At 55.8% G+C, this 17,471-nt stretch carries 11 protein-coding genes; all 11 read left to right on the top strand.

Going from position 1 to position 17,471, the window contains the following annotated elements; translation table 11 throughout:
- Positions 1–9: 9 nt before the first annotated feature.
- Positions 10–9,771 (top strand): LPD11 domain-containing protein, encoded by a 9,762-nt coding sequence (locus C6Y32_RS15525; RefSeq protein ID WP_015535526.1) that lies wholly within the window; start codon positions 10–12, stop codon positions 9,769–9,771.
- An 11-nt stretch (positions 9,772–9,782) separates the two neighbouring features.
- On the top strand, positions 9,783–10,118 hold the full coding sequence (locus tag C6Y32_RS09160) for a DUF3848 domain-containing protein (RefSeq protein ID WP_015535525.1): 336 nt from the start codon (positions 9,783–9,785) through the stop codon (positions 10,116–10,118).
- Between the two features lie 83 nt (positions 10,119–10,201).
- On the top strand, positions 10,202–10,534 hold the full coding sequence (locus tag C6Y32_RS09165) for a DUF6664 family protein (protein ID WP_015535524.1): 333 nt from the start codon (positions 10,202–10,204) through the stop codon (positions 10,532–10,534).
- Positions 10,535–10,869: 335 nt separating this feature from the next.
- Entirely contained in the window at positions 10,870–11,841 is a 972-nt protein-coding gene (locus C6Y32_RS09170) for a DUF3991 and TOPRIM domain-containing protein (protein WP_015535523.1), read from the top strand.
- An 84-nt stretch (positions 11,842–11,925) separates the two neighbouring features.
- On the top strand, positions 11,926–13,320 hold the full coding sequence (locus C6Y32_RS09175) for a helix-turn-helix domain-containing protein (RefSeq protein WP_015535522.1): 1,395 nt from the start codon (positions 11,926–11,928) through the stop codon (positions 13,318–13,320).
- A gap of 79 nt (positions 13,321–13,399) precedes the next feature.
- Positions 13,400–13,591, top strand: a complete 192-nt coding sequence (locus tag C6Y32_RS09180) for a DpnD/PcfM family protein (protein ID WP_015535521.1) — start codon at positions 13,400–13,402, stop codon at positions 13,589–13,591.
- A 141-nt stretch (positions 13,592–13,732) separates the two neighbouring features.
- Entirely contained in the window at positions 13,733–13,846 is a 114-nt protein-coding gene (locus C6Y32_RS09185; RefSeq protein WP_015535520.1) for a DUF3789 domain-containing protein, read from the top strand.
- The gene (locus tag C6Y32_RS09190) at positions 13,843–14,274 is read left to right on the top strand and encodes a plasmid mobilization protein (protein ID WP_015535519.1); all 432 of its coding nucleotides are present in this window, start codon (positions 13,843–13,845) and stop codon (positions 14,272–14,274) included. The genes C6Y32_RS09185 and C6Y32_RS09190 overlap by 4 nt, the downstream gene beginning before the upstream one ends.
- Position 14,275: 1 nt before the next feature.
- Positions 14,276–15,712 carry a relaxase/mobilization nuclease domain-containing protein gene (locus C6Y32_RS09195; protein WP_044932516.1) on the top strand — a complete coding sequence of 479 codons (1,437 nt, stop codon included), beginning with the start codon at positions 14,276–14,278 and terminating at the stop codon, positions 15,710–15,712.
- A 6-nt stretch (positions 15,713–15,718) separates the two neighbouring features.
- Positions 15,719–16,531, top strand: a complete 813-nt coding sequence (locus tag C6Y32_RS09200) for a PcfB family protein (RefSeq protein WP_015535518.1) — start codon at positions 15,719–15,721, stop codon at positions 16,529–16,531.
- Positions 16,532–16,537: 6 nt separating this feature from the next.
- Complete coding sequence (locus C6Y32_RS09205) at positions 16,538–17,461, top strand: hypothetical protein (RefSeq protein WP_015535517.1); 924 nt, start codon at positions 16,538–16,540, stop codon at positions 17,459–17,461.
- The last annotated feature ends 10 nt before the right edge of the window (positions 17,462–17,471 follow it).

Consider the following 17,471-nt stretch of genomic DNA (forward strand, 5'->3'; position numbering starts at 1 on the left):
GGGCAACCGATGGCGATACGATATAAAGCCTTGACGGAGCTGTACCAGGAAACGCAGCGCAGCGTGACAGCTCCTGACCAGTGGCGGGCGTTTCTGGCTTCTGCCTGCCGCAACTACCGGCTTTCTTTCGATGAACAACTGCTTGTCTACGCCCAGCGCCCAGACGCCACCGCCGTCCTGGAGATCGAGCGATGGAACCGGCAATTTGGGCGCTGGGTAAACCGGGGCGCAAACGGCATTGCCGTTTTTGACGGTGAACACAATGGAAAACCCCGACTGAAATACTACTTTGATATTTCCGATACCCATGAGGCCCGGTTCCCCCGCCCCGTCCCCCTTTGGACGGTGCGGGAGGAATATGCGCCGGACATCATTGAAACGCTGGAAAACAGCTTTGGAGAGCTGGAGCGCAAGGAGGATTTGGGTGAAGCACTGCTCTCTGCGGCAAAGAACGCCGTGGAGGACAATATGCCCGACTACCTGGCAGAATTGAAAACCCTCACGGAAGGCAGCTTTCTGGAAGAACTGGATGAGCTGAACCTGGAAGTGGAATACCGCAGGGCGGTGCAAAACAGCATTGGATATATGCTGCTGGTGCGCTGCGGCCTTGACCCGTCTGAATATTTTGAGGACATGGATTTCCGGGATGTGACGGACTTTAACACCCCGCAGACGTTGAACGCTTTAGGCGTGGCCACCGGGGACATCTCCCAGATGTGCCTTTCCGCCATTTCCCGCACGGTTCTTGCCCTGCAAAGACAGCCCCAAAAAGAAAATCGCACATTTGAACCCCAGCAGAAAAACCAGTATGCTGTAACTGAACAGGAAAACACACAGCTGGAAAGGAGTTTTGAATATGACCGAGATCACTTACACCAGGCAGGGCGACTACAATCTGCCGAACCTTCTGCCGCCCCAGGAGGAGCCGGTTCCCCATGGGAAATACGCATTGCTTCGGAAGAAATTCCTCAAGGAGCACCGCAGGGTGACGTACACCAACCTGCTGACCAGCGGCAAGCTGAACAGCCATCTGGCGGAGATCCAGCAGACCGCCCAGCGCCGGATGGAGCAGATCGTGGCGCAGATGGCCAAGAACCAGGGCGTGACAGAGGAACTGAAAGCCAGCGACCAGATGAAGTGGGTGCAGATGATGAGCAACCTGCAGAACGCGGCGGAGGAAACGGTGCTGGCGGAGCTGATTTACAGCTAATTGATGAACCGGAAGAAAGCGCAGGTGGCGAACAGCTCCCTGCGCTTTTGGATGAAAAGCAGATCATGGCCATCATCGCCAACAAAGATGATGACCTGAAATATAAGAAAAATCAGATCGAGCTTTTCTTTTCGGTTCACAGCGACGTTCAGGAACGGGCCGACTACCTGAAATCCGCTTATCAGGACCGGTACACTGAGATCATCGCTGACGGGCAGCGCCTGGGATATAAGCCCCAGGAGAATGGCCTGCTCATGTGGGAAGGCTCTTACCCATCCCGCACCAGGGAATCTGTATTTTCCTGGGAAGTGGTGGCAGGCTGGACCGCCCAGCTTATTGACAAAAAAGAATACTTCATTCAGACGGACATCCCGCAGCTCCCTACCCAAGAGAGCCAGCAGATGTCCCTTTTTGATTTTGCGGCGTTTCAGCAGCCAACCCAGGCCGAGGGTACGGCCAAACCATCCATTTTCCCTCACCCGGCTCTGCCTCAGCAGGTAATCGACGAGGCGCTGTGCATTGGTGCTAACGACCAGAACAGCCGCCTCATCATCTGCGCCTATTTCAAAAAGGATAAGCCGGACAATGCCAGGTTCCTGGCAGAGCACTATGGAGAGAACGGCGCTGGCTTTTATCTGGATGGCCGACAGTATGCCATCTGGTACAACGCCGAGGGAATCCGCATTGCCCAGGGCGAAAGCGCCCAGCGTTCCAGCGCCACCCTCATCCCCTGGGAACAGGCGGCGGCCCGTATCCGGGAACTGCTGGACTTGGGCCGATATATGCCCCAGAGCGAGCTTGACCGGGTGGATGAGTATGAGCGCCAGCAACGGGCCGCGCAGCTATGGTATCTCCGGCAGGATTTTGCAGAAGGCACTGCCGACGCGGGCTATCTTCCCACGGTGAATACCATTTACGGTAAAAATCATGGGTTTCCAGAGGAAAGCGCCGCCATAAGCGATTTGTTAGGCCATCCGGAGGGGCTGCAGAACCTGCGGGATGAGCTGGAGCAGTTTGTCCAGGCATACAGAGAGAACCGGGAACTGCTGCGATTCCATTTCCACCGTCCGCAAAAATTGCTGGAGCAGCTTTCCGACCTGCAGCGGGAACCGCTGCACTTTACCGCCGCCGAAGGGTACGCCCCCCAGCGGCGTTTTTTCATCTCCGGGGACGAGATCGACAACCTTCTCCGGGGTGGAAAACGCAGCACCGATTACCGGCTGGCCGTGTATTCTTTCTATCGCAACCACACAGAGCGCAAGGAACGGGAGAATTTCTTAAAGCACTACCACGGCGAGTACAGCGGCCATTCCAGTGGGAATGACGATGTGACCTACCAGCTCAGTAAAGGCGTTTCTTTCAGCCACGGCAGTATCACCGCCCCCTACGCCAAGGTGGAGCTGAAATGGAACGCCGTGGAAAAGCGCGTCAGCGCCATGATCGCCCAGGGGCGGTTCCTCACCGATGAGGACCGCGCCGCCATGCCGCAGTATGAGAAGCACCAGCTTGCCCGGAATATCCGCACTTTCTTTGAAAACGTACCCCAGGAGCAGCCCCACCCCTATCCCTTTGGCTTTGACTATTGGGACGCGGTGAAGCTCATCGAGCCGCAGCTTGACGACCCGGCCCGTGTGGAAGAAATCTATCAGATGATGGTCCCCATTTGGGAGGCCACCCCGCAGGATGACAGGATGTACGCCCTGCGCCAGCAGGCGTTTGAAAACCTCACTGCCTTCCGGCAGGGAACCTTCACGCTCTTTGCAGAGCACAAGGAGCCTGTGGTTCCCACCATGCCGCAAGCCAAAGCCTACGACCTGGGCTACGGCTATTTGGGAAACGGCGTCACGGTGTGGAACCGGCTGGAGGAGGAACACGGTGACTACAAAACGGTTGCCCACATCGCCCCAGACCGCACGGTGACCTTCTACGAGGAGGAAATGCCCCAGGCAGTGCGGGAGGAAATCCAGCGGATTGCTGACACTTCGGAAATGACCATTTCCGCCACCCAGGACGCGCCGGTGTTCACCGTGCCGCCCAGGGCGCAGGAACCACCCCAAAAAGAAGAACCGGTAGACCCCTACCCGAAGCTGGCCGCCCAGGTGCTGCGTTTTGTGGGAGAGTTTGATGGTTCCCGCATGGGTTATGGTGAGGATGACGCCCAGGCGGTGGAAAATATCGCCCGGCAGCTCCATGACCCCGTTCAGAGAGAGGAAATCCGCAGACTGCTTCAATCCTTCCTGGACCATGCGGACCTGGAAGAAGAAATCGCGGTGGACATCACCCTCTGTATGGAGCAGATCGCGGAGCTGCCCCCGGCCCTTACCCCGGAACAGGCGCAGATAGAAGAAATCGCCGGTTATCTGGAGGAGGCCGGATATGCGGTATCCAGCGAACTGGTCGAAGAAGGTTTGATGGATTACCGTGCCCATGGCGGCAAAGGTAACAGCCAGGATGTTGCCGACTTCATTGAGCGCGAGTTTTTGTCCGAGGAGCCGGAACCTGCTTCACTGGAGATTGCCAAAGAATTTATCAACGATTTCTGCGAGGCCGAGTATGGCAGTCCAGCCGATTTCAGTGATCTGGAAAAGGTGGGCATTGCCTACACCACTGTTACGGATGAGGAAATTCCCATCCAGGTCAATGCCGACTTGGTCCATTACCGCATTGAGCGTTATCTGGACGGGCAGTTTTTGGAGCGCAGGCAGTATGAGAGCCTGGATGAACTCATCCAAAATGAGCTGGCCGAACTGGACTTTGACCAACTCACCTCTGTGGACCAGGACTATTTCAATGGAAAATACCCTCCCGACATAGAGCCATACATCTTCTGCGAGTGGAGCGAAAGCCCCGTGTTTGAAGATGGAAAACGCTACGGTATCCGTGAATTTGACACCCTGATGAAACAGGCGGATGAGGAGCAGGTGGCCGGTGCAAAGGCTGCTCTTGAAAAATACGGCACTTGGCAGGCGTGGTACGAATCCGATGACCCAGAAAATGCTCGGTTCCTGGGGTATGACAAGGTGAAATTTACCGTGGTCATGCCAGATGGCACCACCTACACCGAGCGCCAGGATATTGGGGACGGTGACGGGGGCGTTCTGGACTTCCTCGCACAATATCCCAAGTACCAAGACATCCTTCCCTTGTTGCAGCAAAGTACACCACCACAAAATGATTATATGCTTTTAAGCCGCCTGAAAGCCGACTGCGACTATTTCTTGGGCGCTGGCGGGCGGGCAGAAAAGCACCTGTGGGCTGGGAACGTGCGAGAGCAAATCGCCAAAATGCGGGAACTCTATGACGCCCTGCCGGAAAAACCGGAATGGCTCACCATGGAGGACATCGACCGCTATGCCCAGCGCATGGAGCCGCCTTACGAAGTGGTGGTGTACCACCACTTTGAAAATGGCTTTGATGAACGGCTGGATTACCAAACGCTGGCGGAGGCCGAACAAGCTGCGCAGAAATATGTGGCCGGCACTATGGAGGGCGAGGATGGCTTTGCCTATGATGGCGCGGGTATCTATGACCTTCAGGAGAACAGATGGCTGCGGGTTTACGGGAACTTCCCTGATGAACGAGCCATTGAGCAGGCAAAACAAGCCCCTGCCGCAGAGGAACCGTCAGCCAGCCCAGAGCAGGCCGATTTACAGCCTAAAAAAGAAGAAGCACTCCCACTGCCGCCGAAGCACCCCCGCCGTGAGCGCATTACTTTCACAACCCTGCACCCGGAGGTCCCCAGGGATCAGCGCCATGATTTCCACATCACCGATGACGCCCTGGGCCACGGCACCCCCAGCGAGAAATACGCGGCCAATGCTGCCGCCATCCGCACCTTGAAGCAGATCGAAGCTGAGGAACGGCTGGCCACGCCCGAAGAACAGGAAATCCTGTCCCGCTATGTGGGCTGGGGCGGCCTTGCAAACTGCTTTGAACAAACCAGCCCCCATTATGAGGAACTGAAATCTCTGCTGGATTCGGAGGAATACGCAGCGGCCAGGGCCAGCTCCCTCACCGCCTTTTACACGCCGCCTGTGGTCATCCGGGGAATCTATAAGGCCCTCGCTCAGATGGGCTTTACCCAAGGGAACATTTTGGAGCCATCCTGCGGCACCGGTAATTTCCTTGGCTTGCTCCCCACAGATTTGGCGGGCAGCAAAGCCTATGGCGTAGAGCTGGATTCCATTTCCGGGCGGATTGCGGGCCAGCTTTACCAGAATGCCAACATTTCCGTAAACGGCTTTGAAACTGTGCAAATGCCCGACAGCTTTTTTGATGTAGCCGTGGGCAACGTCCCCTTTGGGGATTTCAAAGTGCTGGATAAACGGTACGACAAGCACCACTGGCTGATCCACGACTATTTCTTCGGCAAGACGCTGGACAAGGTGCGGCTCGGCGGTATTGTGGCGTTCATTACCAGCAAAGGCACTCTGGACAAGGAAAACTCCAGCGTCCGAAAGTACCTGGCACAGCGCGCCGATCTCATTGGGGCCATCCGCCTGCCGGATAACACCTTCAAGCGGAACGCCGGAACGGAAGTGACCAGCGACATCATTTTCCTGCAAAAGCGCGACCACATCACCGATTTAGACCAGGATTGGGTGCATTTGGACACCGATGAAAACGGAATCCGCATGAACCGCTATTTCGTGCAGCACCCGGAGATGATTTTGGGCGACATGGTGATGGAATCCACACGGTTCGGGCCGGACAGCGCCTGCAAAGCCCGCGAGGGGGAAGATTTATCCGAGCAGCTTGCCAATGCCATCCAGTTTTTGCAGGCGGAAATCAAGCCCTATGAGCTGGAGGAGCTGGACGAGGAGGAAGATCGCTCCATCCCTGCCGACCCCACAGTGAAGAATTTCAGCTACACGATTGCAGATGGGCAAGTATACTACCGAGAAAACAGTCTCATGCACCCGGTGGAAGTCTCCGTCACGGCGGAAAACCGTATCCGTGGCATGATCGAGCTGCGGGAATGTACCCGCAGGCTTATTGAGTACCAGACCGAAGGCTACCCGGATGAGGATATTGCAGCCGAGCAGCAAAAGCTCAACGCCCTTTACGACAGCTTCACCGCCAAGTATGGGCTGCTGAACAGTCGCGGCAACAAGCTGGCCTTTTCGGAGGACTCCAGCTACTGCCTCTTGTGCTCTCTGGAGGTGCTGGATGAGCAGGGCAACCTAAAAAGAAAAGCCGATATGTTCACCCGGCGCACCATCCGGCCCCATGTGGCTGTCACCAGTGTGGATACAGCCAGTGAAGCGTTGGCGGTGTCCATTTCGGAAAAAGCCCGTGTGGATATGGACTATATGGCAGAGCTGTCGGGTAAATCCCCGGAGGAACTGGAAAAAGAGCTTGCCGGGGTGATCTACCGGGATATTCGCTGTGCGGAGAACCCGGAGGACATCCTGCCTTCTTTGGCGGATTTGAGCCGCTATCCTCTTGTCACGGCGGATGAGTACCTTTCCGGGAAAGTGCGCCAAAAGCTGCGGATGGCAAAAGCATTCCTGGAAGTGGCCCCTGACAATCAGAAGGAAACCGCCCGCAGAAATGTGGAGGCCCTGGAAGCCGTTCAGCCCCAGGATTTGGGCGCTGGAGAAATTGGCGTGCGCATTGGCGCGAACTGGGTGCCCATCGAGGTGTACCAGCAATTCATGGTGGAGCTGCTCACCCCCAATTACTATGTGCGGGATCGTATTAAAATCCTGCGCTCCGAAGCCACCGGCCAATGGAGCATCCGGGAGAAAAACGCCGACCGCAGCAATGTGAAAGCCATTACCACCTACGGCACCAAGCGGATGAGCGCCTACCACATCTTGGAGCAGACCCTAAATCAAAGGGATGTGCGGGTATTTGACTATATTGAGGACGAGAACGGCAAGAAAAAGCCTGTCCTCAACAAAAAAGAAACCGCGATTGCCCAGGACCGGCAGGAACTCATCAAGCAGAAGTTTGCCGAGTGGATCTGGAAAGACATCGACCGCCGGGAACTGCTGTGCCGTGTTTACAACGAAACCTTCAACGGCGTCCGCCCCCGTGAGTATGATGGGCGGCACATCCGGTTTGAGGGCATGAACCCGGAAATTTCCCTACGGCCTCATCAGATCAACGCGATTGCCCATATCCTTTACGGCGGGAATACCCTGCTGGCCCACGAGGTGGGGGCGGGCAAGACCTACGAGATGGTGGCCGCTGCCATGGAGATGAAGCGTTTGGGCCTTTGCACCAAGTCGCTGATCGTGGTGCCAAACCACATCACCGAGCAGTGGGCGGCGGAATGGCTCCAGCTCTATCCCAGCGCCAACATTTTAGTTGCCACGAAGAAAGATTTTGAAACCCAGAACCGCAAGAAGTTTTGCAGCCGCATTGCCACCGGGGACTACGACGCCATCATCATCGGCCACAGCCAGTTTGAAAAAATCCCCATGAGCCTGGAGCGCCAGCAGGCCATTTTGGAGCGCCAGATTGAAGAAATCCTGGAAGGAATCGAGCAGGCCAAGGCACAGAAGGCGGAACGCTACACGGTCAAGCAGATGGAGCGTACCCGGAAATCGCTGGAGACAAGGCTGGCCAAGCTCAACGACCAGAGCCGCAAGGATGACACCGTCACCTTTGAGCAGCTCGGCGTGGACAGGCTCTTTATTGATGAGAGCCATTATTTTAAGAACTTGTTTTTGGCGACAAAAATGCGAAACGTGGGCGGCATTGCCCAGACCGAAGCCCAGAAATCCAGCGACCTGTTCATGAAAACGCAGTATCTGGACGAGTTGACCGGCGGGCGCGGCGTGATTTTTGCCACCGGCACCCCTATCTCCAACTCCATGGTAGAGCTTTACACCATCCAGAGGTATTTGCAGTACAGGCTCCTGCAGGAGATGGGCCTTGTCCATTTCGATGACTGGGCGGGGAGCTTCGGAGAAACGGTTACAGCCATCGAGTTATCGCCGGAGGGCACCGGCTACCGAGCCAAAACCCGGTTTGCCAAGTTTTATAACCTGCCGGAGCTGATGGCTGCTTTCAAGGAGGTTGCCGACATCCAAACAGCGGATATGCTTTGTCTGCCTGTTCCCAAGGCAAACTTCCACACGGAAGTGATCCAGCCCTCGGAGCTTCAGAAAGAGATGATAAGGGGGCTGGCGGAACGGGCAGAGAAAATCCGTGCCGGTGGGGTTGACCCCCATGTGGACAATATGCTCCGCATTACCAATGACGGGCGGAAATTGGCGCTGGATATGCGGCTCATCAACCCTCTCGCTGCCGACGACCCCAATGGCAAGGTGGCTGTCTGCGCCCGGAATGTGTTCCGCATCTGGGAACAGACTAAAGAAAAACGCTCTGCCCAGCTTGTATTCTGCGACCTGTCCACACCTACTACCGATGGCTCTTTCAGTGTTTATGACGACCTAAAAAAGAAACTGATGGACGCCGGTATCCCGGAAGAAGAAATCGCCTTTATCCACACGGCAGACAGCGAAGCCAAAAAGAAGGAGCTGTTTTCCAAGGTGCGCGCCGGGCAGGTGCGGGTGCTGCTGGGTTCCACGGCCAAAATGGGCGCAGGCACTAACGTCCAGGATAAGCTCATTGCCCTGCATGACCTGGACTGCCCCTGGCGGCCTTCCGACCTTCAGCAGCGGCTGGGGCGTATCGTCCGCCAGGGCAATGAAAATGAGGAGGTGGAAATCTATCGGTATGTAACGGAAGGCACTTTTGACGCTTACCTCTACCAGCTTGTGGAGAACAAGCAGAAGTTCATCGCCCAGATCATGACCAGCAAGGCCCCCGTCCGTGTGGCGGATGATGTAGATGAAACTGCCCTCAGCTATTCGGAAATCAAGGCATTGGCCACCGGCAACCCACTTATTATCGAGAAGTGCAACCTGGATATGGAGGTGGCGCGGCTCAATATGCTGAAAGCCAGCCACTTGAACCAGGTGTACGCTCTGGAGGAACTGGTGTATCGGAAATACCCGGAGGAAATCACCCGGCTCACGGAACGGATCGCGGGCTATGAGCAGGATGTGGCGCTGGCGGCGGCCCACCCCAAGGCCCAGGAGGGCTTCTGCGGCATGGAGGTGGATGGCAGGCACTACACCGAAAAAGAGGGCGCCGGCAAGGCTATCATTGATGTTTGCACCCGTATGACAGGTTCCGACGCTGTTCTTTTGGGGCAGTACCGGGGCTTTTCCATGGTGCTGGCTTATGATGGCAGGAGCAACGAGTATCGGATCACGCTCAAAGGCACTCTTTCCCATACGGTGACGCTGGGGGCGGATGTGTTCGGCAATATCACCCGCCTGGACAACGCTCTGGAAAACCTTGCAGGCAGCCTGCAGGCCGAGCAGAACAGCCTGGAGGAAACCAAGGCCCAGCTTGAAAACGCCCGCACGGAATTGGCTACACCTTTTGCCCGCGAGGAGGAGCTGGCGGAGAAAACAGCCCGTTTGAAAGAGCTGAATATTCTGCTCAACATGGATGAGAAGGACAAAACATTGATGGACGATACCCCAGACGAGGGCGAGGATGTGCCTGCCCGGAGGGTTGCGGAGCTGGCACGGTAAAGGAGGATACGATGACCAACGAAGAATTAAATACCAGGCTCTATGAGAAAATGTTTGCGGAACAGGAGCAGTTCCGGGATTGGCTGCTCTCCCAACCGCCGGCTGAGATTTTGAACCATGCCTATGAGTACACGGTGCGGGAGGACATCCTGATGTCTCTTGAATACCACGATCTGGAGGATAGTCAGGCCAGGGCGCTGCTGAAATCTGACAAGCCCTTGAAGCAGATTTTTGAGAGGTGGGAGAACCAGGAAACCTCTTATATGGATACGGTATGGGATACTGTCCAGGAACAGGCCAGGGCCGCCGAAGCCAAACAGAAAGCCAAAGCGCAGAAAGAAAGGTGATTGCACATTTGCCATTGCGCTGCGGGGCAGGTATAGTATAATAAAAATCGTGATAAGGGGTGATGATAGATGGACGATGATAGATGGACGATAGCTACTGCCTGCTCCCGGAGCGCATTTCCGAGCAGTTTTCTGAAATCGACAGCGACATCGTGATGGATTTGGCGGCTGCCAGCCCGGAATATACCGAGTTGAAGGCCCAGATGGAGGAACTGAAACGCCAAAATCTTGTGATTGGCGCTCTGCTGGAGGGCAAGGGAGAACTTTCTTTTACCGCTGAGGAGCATGAAGCCTTGAAAGAATTTATCCGGCTGTATATGCGGGCCGATAATATGGAACGGGAACACATCTACTTCCGGGGCCATGCAGACGGATTTGCCTATCTGAAGAAAATCGGCGCTTTCAAAACTGAATAGTTTTTTGGGCGGCATGGAAAAATCCATGCCGCTTTTACATATCCAAATTCATTCGCACCCCCAAAAAGGTCTTGAACAAAACAAGTTTTTACGGATTAGGAGTAAAAACTATTGAAATTCTTGGAGTTTTTGGATATGGCTTAAAGCTGCCGCCCAAAACTGCACATTCCCCATTCATATCTGCATATAAATCGCAAAAGTATATGCAGAAAGTCGATTGGAGCAATCCAGTCGGCTTTTTCCATATCTGAAAAGAGTACAGCCCCTTTTACATAGTCAGCTACCCCACATGGGGCGGCTAATCTATGGCTATGTGAAGGGGGCTGTATTTTTTTATGCCTTTTTACGATTCAGAAGCCATCGAACGGGCAAGGCAGGTGGACCTGCTCACCTACCTGCAAACCTGCGAACCCCAGGAGCTGGTCCATGTGTCCGGCAACGTCTACTGTACCAAGACCCATGACAGCCTGCGGATTTCCAACGGCAAATGGTGCTGGTTTTCCCGCGGGATTGGCGGTTACAGTGCGCTGGACTATCTCATCAAGGTCAACGGCTATTCCTTTTTGGAGGCCATGGAAACTATCTCCGGAAGGGCTGCCATCCCGCCGCCTTCCTTTGTGCCAGCGCCGAAGGAGGAAAAGCCCAAGCACCTGCTTCTGCCCCAGGCCGCCCCGGATAATCGGGCGATGATGGCCTATCTCAAAGGCCGGGGCATTGACCAGGAGATTTTGGACTACTGCGTTCAGACCGGGCGGATTTATGAGAGCCGGAACAAGGGCCACAGCAACGTGGTTTTTGTGGGCTTCGACAAGGATGGCAAGGCGCGGTTCGGCTGCCTGCGGGGAATCAGTGAAGCCCGGTTCCACGGGGATTTAAGCGGCAGTGATAAGCACTTTTCCTTCGCCCTGCCCGCTTGCGTGGAAAATCCGGCAGTCCATCTGTGCGAGTGCGCCATTGATGTGATGTCCTATGCCACTCTCTGCAAGCTGGACGGGATTGACTGGCGGCGGCACAATCTGCTGTCCCTGGCCGGGGTGTACCAGCCGAAGAAAAAGATGGAGGAAAGCAAGCTGCCGGTGGCCCTCACCCGATTTTTGGATGACCACCCCCATGTGAAAACCGTCTATCTCCATTTGGACAATGACACGGCTGGCCGGCTGGCGGCCAAGGCAATCATGGCTGTCATGCCGGAGGGCTACCGTGTGGAGAACAAACCGCCGCCCCGTGGAAAGGATGTGAATGATTTTCTGTGCCACCGGCTGGGGATTCCCATTCGGGGCAGCCACAGCAAAGAGCCGGAGCGGTGAGTTGCCAGTTTTGCAGCTTCGACAGATTCTCCCTCTTGCAAATTGTTATCATATATGTTAACATTAAAGCAGTGAGGTGAGAGTATGGATGAACTGCGCAAACGGCAGAAAATCATATCCCAGCTTGTGGAGGCCCGTCTGGAGCAGGGCATTTCCCAGGCAGAACTGGCAAGGCGGCTGGGAATCCAGCGTTCCGGCATTAACCGCCTGGAAAGTGGGACACAGAACCCCACGCTTGATATGATCTTAAAAATCGCCTCGGCGCTGGGAAAGGATGTTTCACTGGAACTGAACGACAAGGAGGAGCCTATGAGTAATGTTTACAGTCTCCGCATTTATGATACGGAGCTAATGCGCTTTTCCATGGAAAAGCAGGGCTTGTCCGGCCTTGTGGCTGAAATCTTATACACCAACGAGGAGCAGGCCCATTTGCTGCCTTTGGATATGGAGCGCACCGGCGAGGGCGTCATTCATTGGCTGGAGCGGCGGGTTATCCCCAAAAACCGCGCCTTTGTGGACGAGATTTTGAAAACCCTTGGCCTCAGCCACAACGACACCAAGGGAATCATCGACGTGTGCAAGGGGCTGTCGCTCAACGACAGCTATTGGGTGGTGCCGGAAGGATTTGAGGGGGGATTCTCCCAATACAATCTTTACGAAAATCGCTTTTCCGAGATACTGGCGCTGGTGGCCTATACCGGCGCAGGCGGGAGCAGGCAGGCGTTTACCACATCCCCGGAGCTGACCACAGGCGGTATGCTGCCCAAGGCGTGGCGATATGTGGAGCACGATGGGATTTATCTCTACAAGGGCGGCACGACCGGCGCGTCCAATGCGGGCCGGGAGCCGTACTGCGAGTATTATGCTTCGCAGATTGCGGAAACCATGCGTCTGAACGCCGTGCATTATGACCTGGAGAATTGGAAAGGCATTACCGCCTCTAAGTGCGCCCTGTTTACCAACATCGACACAGCCTATATCCCCATCGGGCGCATTGTCCGAACCGGGGGCATTGCCGCCTGCCTTGCCTACTACGACAAGCTGGGGCCGGAGTTTTCCGAGCAAATCCGCAGTATGCTGGTGTTTGACGCTCTGATTTACAATGAGGACCGCCACTTTGGAAACTTTGGCGTCCTGCGGGATAACCACAGCGGCAACATTATTGCGCCCGCCCCCATTTTTGACAATGGGCTGTCCCTGTTCTGCTATGCCGGTAAGGAAGATTATGCGAATCTGGACGAGTATGCAAAAACCCGTTCTAACCCCTACAACATCTCCTATGAGGAAGTGTGTGCAGAGGTCATGGGGCCAAAGCAGAAAGAGCAGCTTCGCCGCATGATCGGGTTCCGGTTCAAGCGCCACGAAAGCCTGGGCCTGCCGGAAGAACATTTGCAGGCCATTGAGAAGCATTTGGAGAGCCGGGTGCGTAAGCTGCTGGCAATCCCCACCCGTCATCTGAAACAGGAGAAGGCGCGGTAAAAACGAATCTCTTTTTTGGAGAGCGTTCTGAAAATGGACGCTCTTTTTTGCTGCCCATTTTTAGAGAGGAGCGTGAGTGATGAACCATTATGATGTTACCATCCGGGAAACGCTGGAGGTGAAAATGAAGGTGGCGGCAAACAGCCGGGAGGAGGCCGAGCAGTTTGCCAGGGACCAATGGAAACGCGGCGAAGTCGTTCTGGACGCCAGCCATTTTACCGGCGTGGAGTTCCATGCCAAGCGGTATTTCCGTGACCGGGGCGAGCGATGAGTTCTTTTTTCGCCTGTCCCGGATTCCCCGCAGGGGAATGGAATGTAGCTGTACCAGCAAGCATCGCCTTTGTGATACCACAAAGGCCGCTTGTTAGGGGGAACGCCCCCTAATACCCCTTTTGAAAGGATGGAGGTTTTCATGGAAGGATTGTTTTTCGCCATTGGATTTCTGCTGGGCGGTGTGGTCGGCGTGCTGATTATGTGCCTGCTTCAAATCAACCGCATAGGCAGAAAGGAGGATTCGGAAGAATGAGAAAACGCAACGTACACGTACAGTTTTGGCTGGACAAAAAAGAGGCGGAAGCCTTCAACAAAAAAGTAAAGCGCAGCGGCCTTTCCCGTGAGGCGTACCTGCGCCATCTGGTGAACGGCCTGGTTCCCCAGGACGCGCCGCCGCCCGCCTACTACGACTTTATGCGGGAGCTTCACCGGATTGGCGGCAACCTCAACCAGATCGCCCAGAAAGCCCATGTGCTGGGCGTCATTGATGAGCGCCGCTATGATGAGGAAATGCGAAAATTCGACCAGCTCGTCCGGGACATCACCAAAGCGGTGATCCTTCCCCGCGCTATGGACACGAAGGGGTCCCCGCGAAGCCTGCTTCGTGGGGAGAAGGAGCACCCGCGAAGCGGTGAGCCTTTTGACGCTTGCGGCAAAAGCGGCAAGCGGAGCGCGGTGTGACGTGGCTACCACGTCTATCTGGCGGGTGAACGGCTGGCTGGGCAAGGTTCTCATCTATATCGAGAATCCAGATAAGACCGAAAATCCTGATTTCTTTGAAAAGCAGGATATGGATGGCAAGGAGGCCCAGGGCCTATCCGATGTGATCGAGTATGCCGTCCAGCAGCAAAAAACAGGCAAGACGGTGGAAAGCGAAGGCGAAACGGTCATGCGGCAGTTTGTTTCCGGGGTGAATTGCAGCCCCTCTACGGCCCGCGATGAGATGATAGCGGTAAAAAAGCGTTTCGGAAAGGAGGACGGGACTGTGGCCTACCACGGCTATCAGAGCTTTGCCCCCGGCGAGGCCACGCCGGAGCTGGCCCATGAGATCGGCCTTGCCCTGGCAAAAAAGCTGTGGGGTGAAAAATACCAGGTGCTGGTGGCTACCCATCTGGACAGGGAAAATCATCTGCACAATCATTTTGTAGTGAACACGGTTTCCTTCGTGGACGGCATCAAGTACCATCGTACCGAGCAGGATTATTTCGATATGCAGCGGGAATCCGACCGGCTGTGCCGCGAGTATGGGCTTTCTGTCATTGAGAACCCCCAGCGGGGAAAATCCAAGCACTACGGGGAATGGCGGGCCGAGCAGGAAGGCCGCCCCACCTATCTCTCCCTCATCAAAGCCGATGTGGATACTGCCATCCGCCAGTCTATGACGGAACGGCAGTTTTTTTATCATCTGCGGCAGATGGGCTATGACGTCAAGGTGGGCAAGGATATTACGGTCCGCCCGCCGAATTACCCCCGTGGACGCAAGCTCATGCGTAACTTTGGCGAGGACTACTCGATGGAGAACATCCGCAGGCGGATTTTAGCCCAGCGCCGCCCCCAGCGGGAACACAGGCCGGAGCCGTTTCGGTGCAGGCTACACGGGGATTTGAAACAGGCCAAAAAGGTGACGGGGTTCCGCGCCCTCTACTTCCACTACTGCTATCTGCTGGGGGTATTCCCCCAAAAGCAGAACCGCCCGCCCAGGCGGGTGCCTCATGCACTGCGGGAGGATTTGATCCGGGCGCAGGAGCTTACCGATGAAGCCTGCCTTCTTTCCCGCCACCGCATTGACACCCTGGAGCAGCTTAACGCCTATCGGTCCGATGTGAAATCTCAGTTTGCCGGCCTGACGGAACAGCGGAAAAGCCTGTACCGGAAACTTCGCACCAAGGCAGTTCTGGCCGACCCTGCCAGGCAGGAGTATATCCGGGCTGAGATCTCCAAACTATCTGCGCAGATCAAGGAGCTGCGCCGGGAGGTGAAGCTGTGCGGGGATATTGCCCTGCGCTCCACTTCCATCAAGGATAAGATACAGGCCGCCCGTGAGGAAGTCTCCGGCAGGGATGAGAAAGCCCGCCAGGAGCCGGAGCAGGGCCGGGCGGCTCCCCCAGGAAGGAGATGATTTTTGATGTATAACTCAGGCGACGCGGCGGAGCAAGTGGTACGGATGAGCCTGGAGGGCGCTGAATTTGCCCTCAAAATCACCGGTTCTGCTGCTAAAAATCTGGCCGCCGCCCTTTACACGGTTCTGAAAGACCAGAAAAAGACCAAGGGCAAAGCCCGCATTGAAGCCATGCTGCGGGAGAAGCGCCCCTTAAAGGTTTACACCATCAAGAAGGAGGATTGCCCGGAGTTTGCCAAGCAAGCCAAGGGGTACGGGATTCTTTATGCGCCCATCCCGGTGAAGAAAGGCGACGACACCATCGACATTCTGGTGTTCGAGGATGACGCTGCCAGAGCCAACCGGATCGTGGAGAAGTTCAAGCTCACCGTTGTGGATACGGCTTCGATCAAGGAGGATATTGAGAAATCCCGCGAACAGCGCGGCAGCGAACCCGCCGCGCCGGAGCAGGCCATGCCGGAAAAGAGTGTGGACGACCAGCTTTTGGATGAGCTGATGGAAAAGCCCACCCAGAAAGAAAAAGCCCAGCCGGAAAATCCGGCAGCGGAGAAGAACGCCCCTTTTGCCCCAGCGGCGGAAAAATCCCCTCCGTCCGAGCCTATCTCCGAGAGCAGCAGCAAGTCCGCAAGGGGTACTTCTGATGGAGCCGAGAAGCCTTCCGTCCGGCAGGAGCTGCGGGACATCCAGGCCCAGCGGAAGAAGGAGGCGGAGGCTGCCAGGGCCGAGGAGCCGGCTGCACCCCAGAAGAAGGCGGCTCAGAAAACAACCCGGCACCAGCCGCCCAAACCCAAAAAGAAGCCCAAATCGAAAGAGAGGTAATCTGTGATGAATAATTTTGACGATCTGTTTGAACAGCAGCCCCAGGCGGAGGCCGCGCCGCAAAAGCAGGAAAGCCAGAAAGAGCGCCCCAAGCGCCAGTGGTGGCAGATCCGGGAGGAAAAACAGCGAAAAGAAGCCTATGCCACCTTGGACCGGATTTTTGGAGAGTTCTCCGAGGGTACGGGCAGTATGGAGGCATATCTGGATGTGCAGAGCCGTTTTCCCTTCCACTCTGCTCGCAATGCACTTCTGATTGGGGATAAATGCCCCGACGCGGTGCGTGTAGGCGGCTACAAGGAGTGGCACGCCCAGGGGATCGAGATTTTGGAGGATGAGAAGCGTTTGCCCATCATCATTCTGGAGCCGGGCAAGGCATACCGGCGTGAGGATGGCAGCGTGGGCCAGAACTTTTACGCCAAGGAAGTCTATGATATTTCCCAGACTACGGCGCGGGATCAGGTTCAGCCCCAGGTGCGCTACGATGACCGTCTGCTCTTAAAGGGCCTGATTGCCAGTTCCCCGGTGCCCATCCGGGCCGTGGAGGAACTGCCACAGGGCCGTGGGGCCATGTTTTCTGCAGAGCAGAACGCCATCCTGGTGAAAAAGGGCATGGACGCGCCGGACATCTTCCGCTGTGTTTCTCTGGAGGTTGCCAACGTGCAGCTTGCCCAAAGCATGGACGGCTATTCCAGAGAGACAGATGGCTACAAAGCCTATGCTGTCAGCTATATGCTCTGCAAGCGGTATGGCGTGGACGCCAAAGAGTATGAGATTTCCAAACTGGACGGCGTGTTTCAGGGGCAGGTCCCCAGGGAGGATATTCCTGCTGCCCTCACCGATATGCGGGATACGTTCAAATCCCTCAATGGCCGTATGGCCAGGGCTATGGGCCTCACCCGCGACAGCAAGCAGAAGGAACAGGAACGGTAAAGGAGGAGTA

The sequence above is a fragment of the Neobittarella massiliensis (ex Bilen et al. 2018) genome, from assembly GCF_900289145.1.
GTDB lineage: Bacteria > Bacillota > Clostridia > Oscillospirales > Ruminococcaceae > Neobittarella > Neobittarella massiliensis.

Coding starts and splice junctions, on each gene's coding strand:
- C6Y32_RS15525 (WP_015535526.1), top strand. CDS start 10: ATGGCGATACGATATAAAGCCTTGACGGAGCTGTACCAGGAAACGCAG.
- C6Y32_RS09160 (WP_015535525.1), top strand. CDS start 9,783: ATGACCAACGAAGAATTAAATACCAGGCTCTATGAGAAAATGTTTGCG.
- C6Y32_RS09165 (WP_015535524.1), top strand. CDS start 10,202: ATGGACGATAGCTACTGCCTGCTCCCGGAGCGCATTTCCGAGCAGTTT.
- C6Y32_RS09170 (WP_015535523.1), top strand. CDS start 10,870: ATGCCTTTTTACGATTCAGAAGCCATCGAACGGGCAAGGCAGGTGGAC.
- C6Y32_RS09175 (WP_015535522.1), top strand. CDS start 11,926: ATGGATGAACTGCGCAAACGGCAGAAAATCATATCCCAGCTTGTGGAG.
- C6Y32_RS09180 (WP_015535521.1), top strand. CDS start 13,400: ATGAACCATTATGATGTTACCATCCGGGAAACGCTGGAGGTGAAAATG.
- C6Y32_RS09185 (WP_015535520.1), top strand. CDS start 13,733: ATGGAAGGATTGTTTTTCGCCATTGGATTTCTGCTGGGCGGTGTGGTC.
- C6Y32_RS09190 (WP_015535519.1), top strand. CDS start 13,843: ATGAGAAAACGCAACGTACACGTACAGTTTTGGCTGGACAAAAAAGAG.
- C6Y32_RS09200 (WP_015535518.1), top strand. CDS start 15,719: ATGTATAACTCAGGCGACGCGGCGGAGCAAGTGGTACGGATGAGCCTG.
- C6Y32_RS09205 (WP_015535517.1), top strand. CDS start 16,538: ATGAATAATTTTGACGATCTGTTTGAACAGCAGCCCCAGGCGGAGGCC.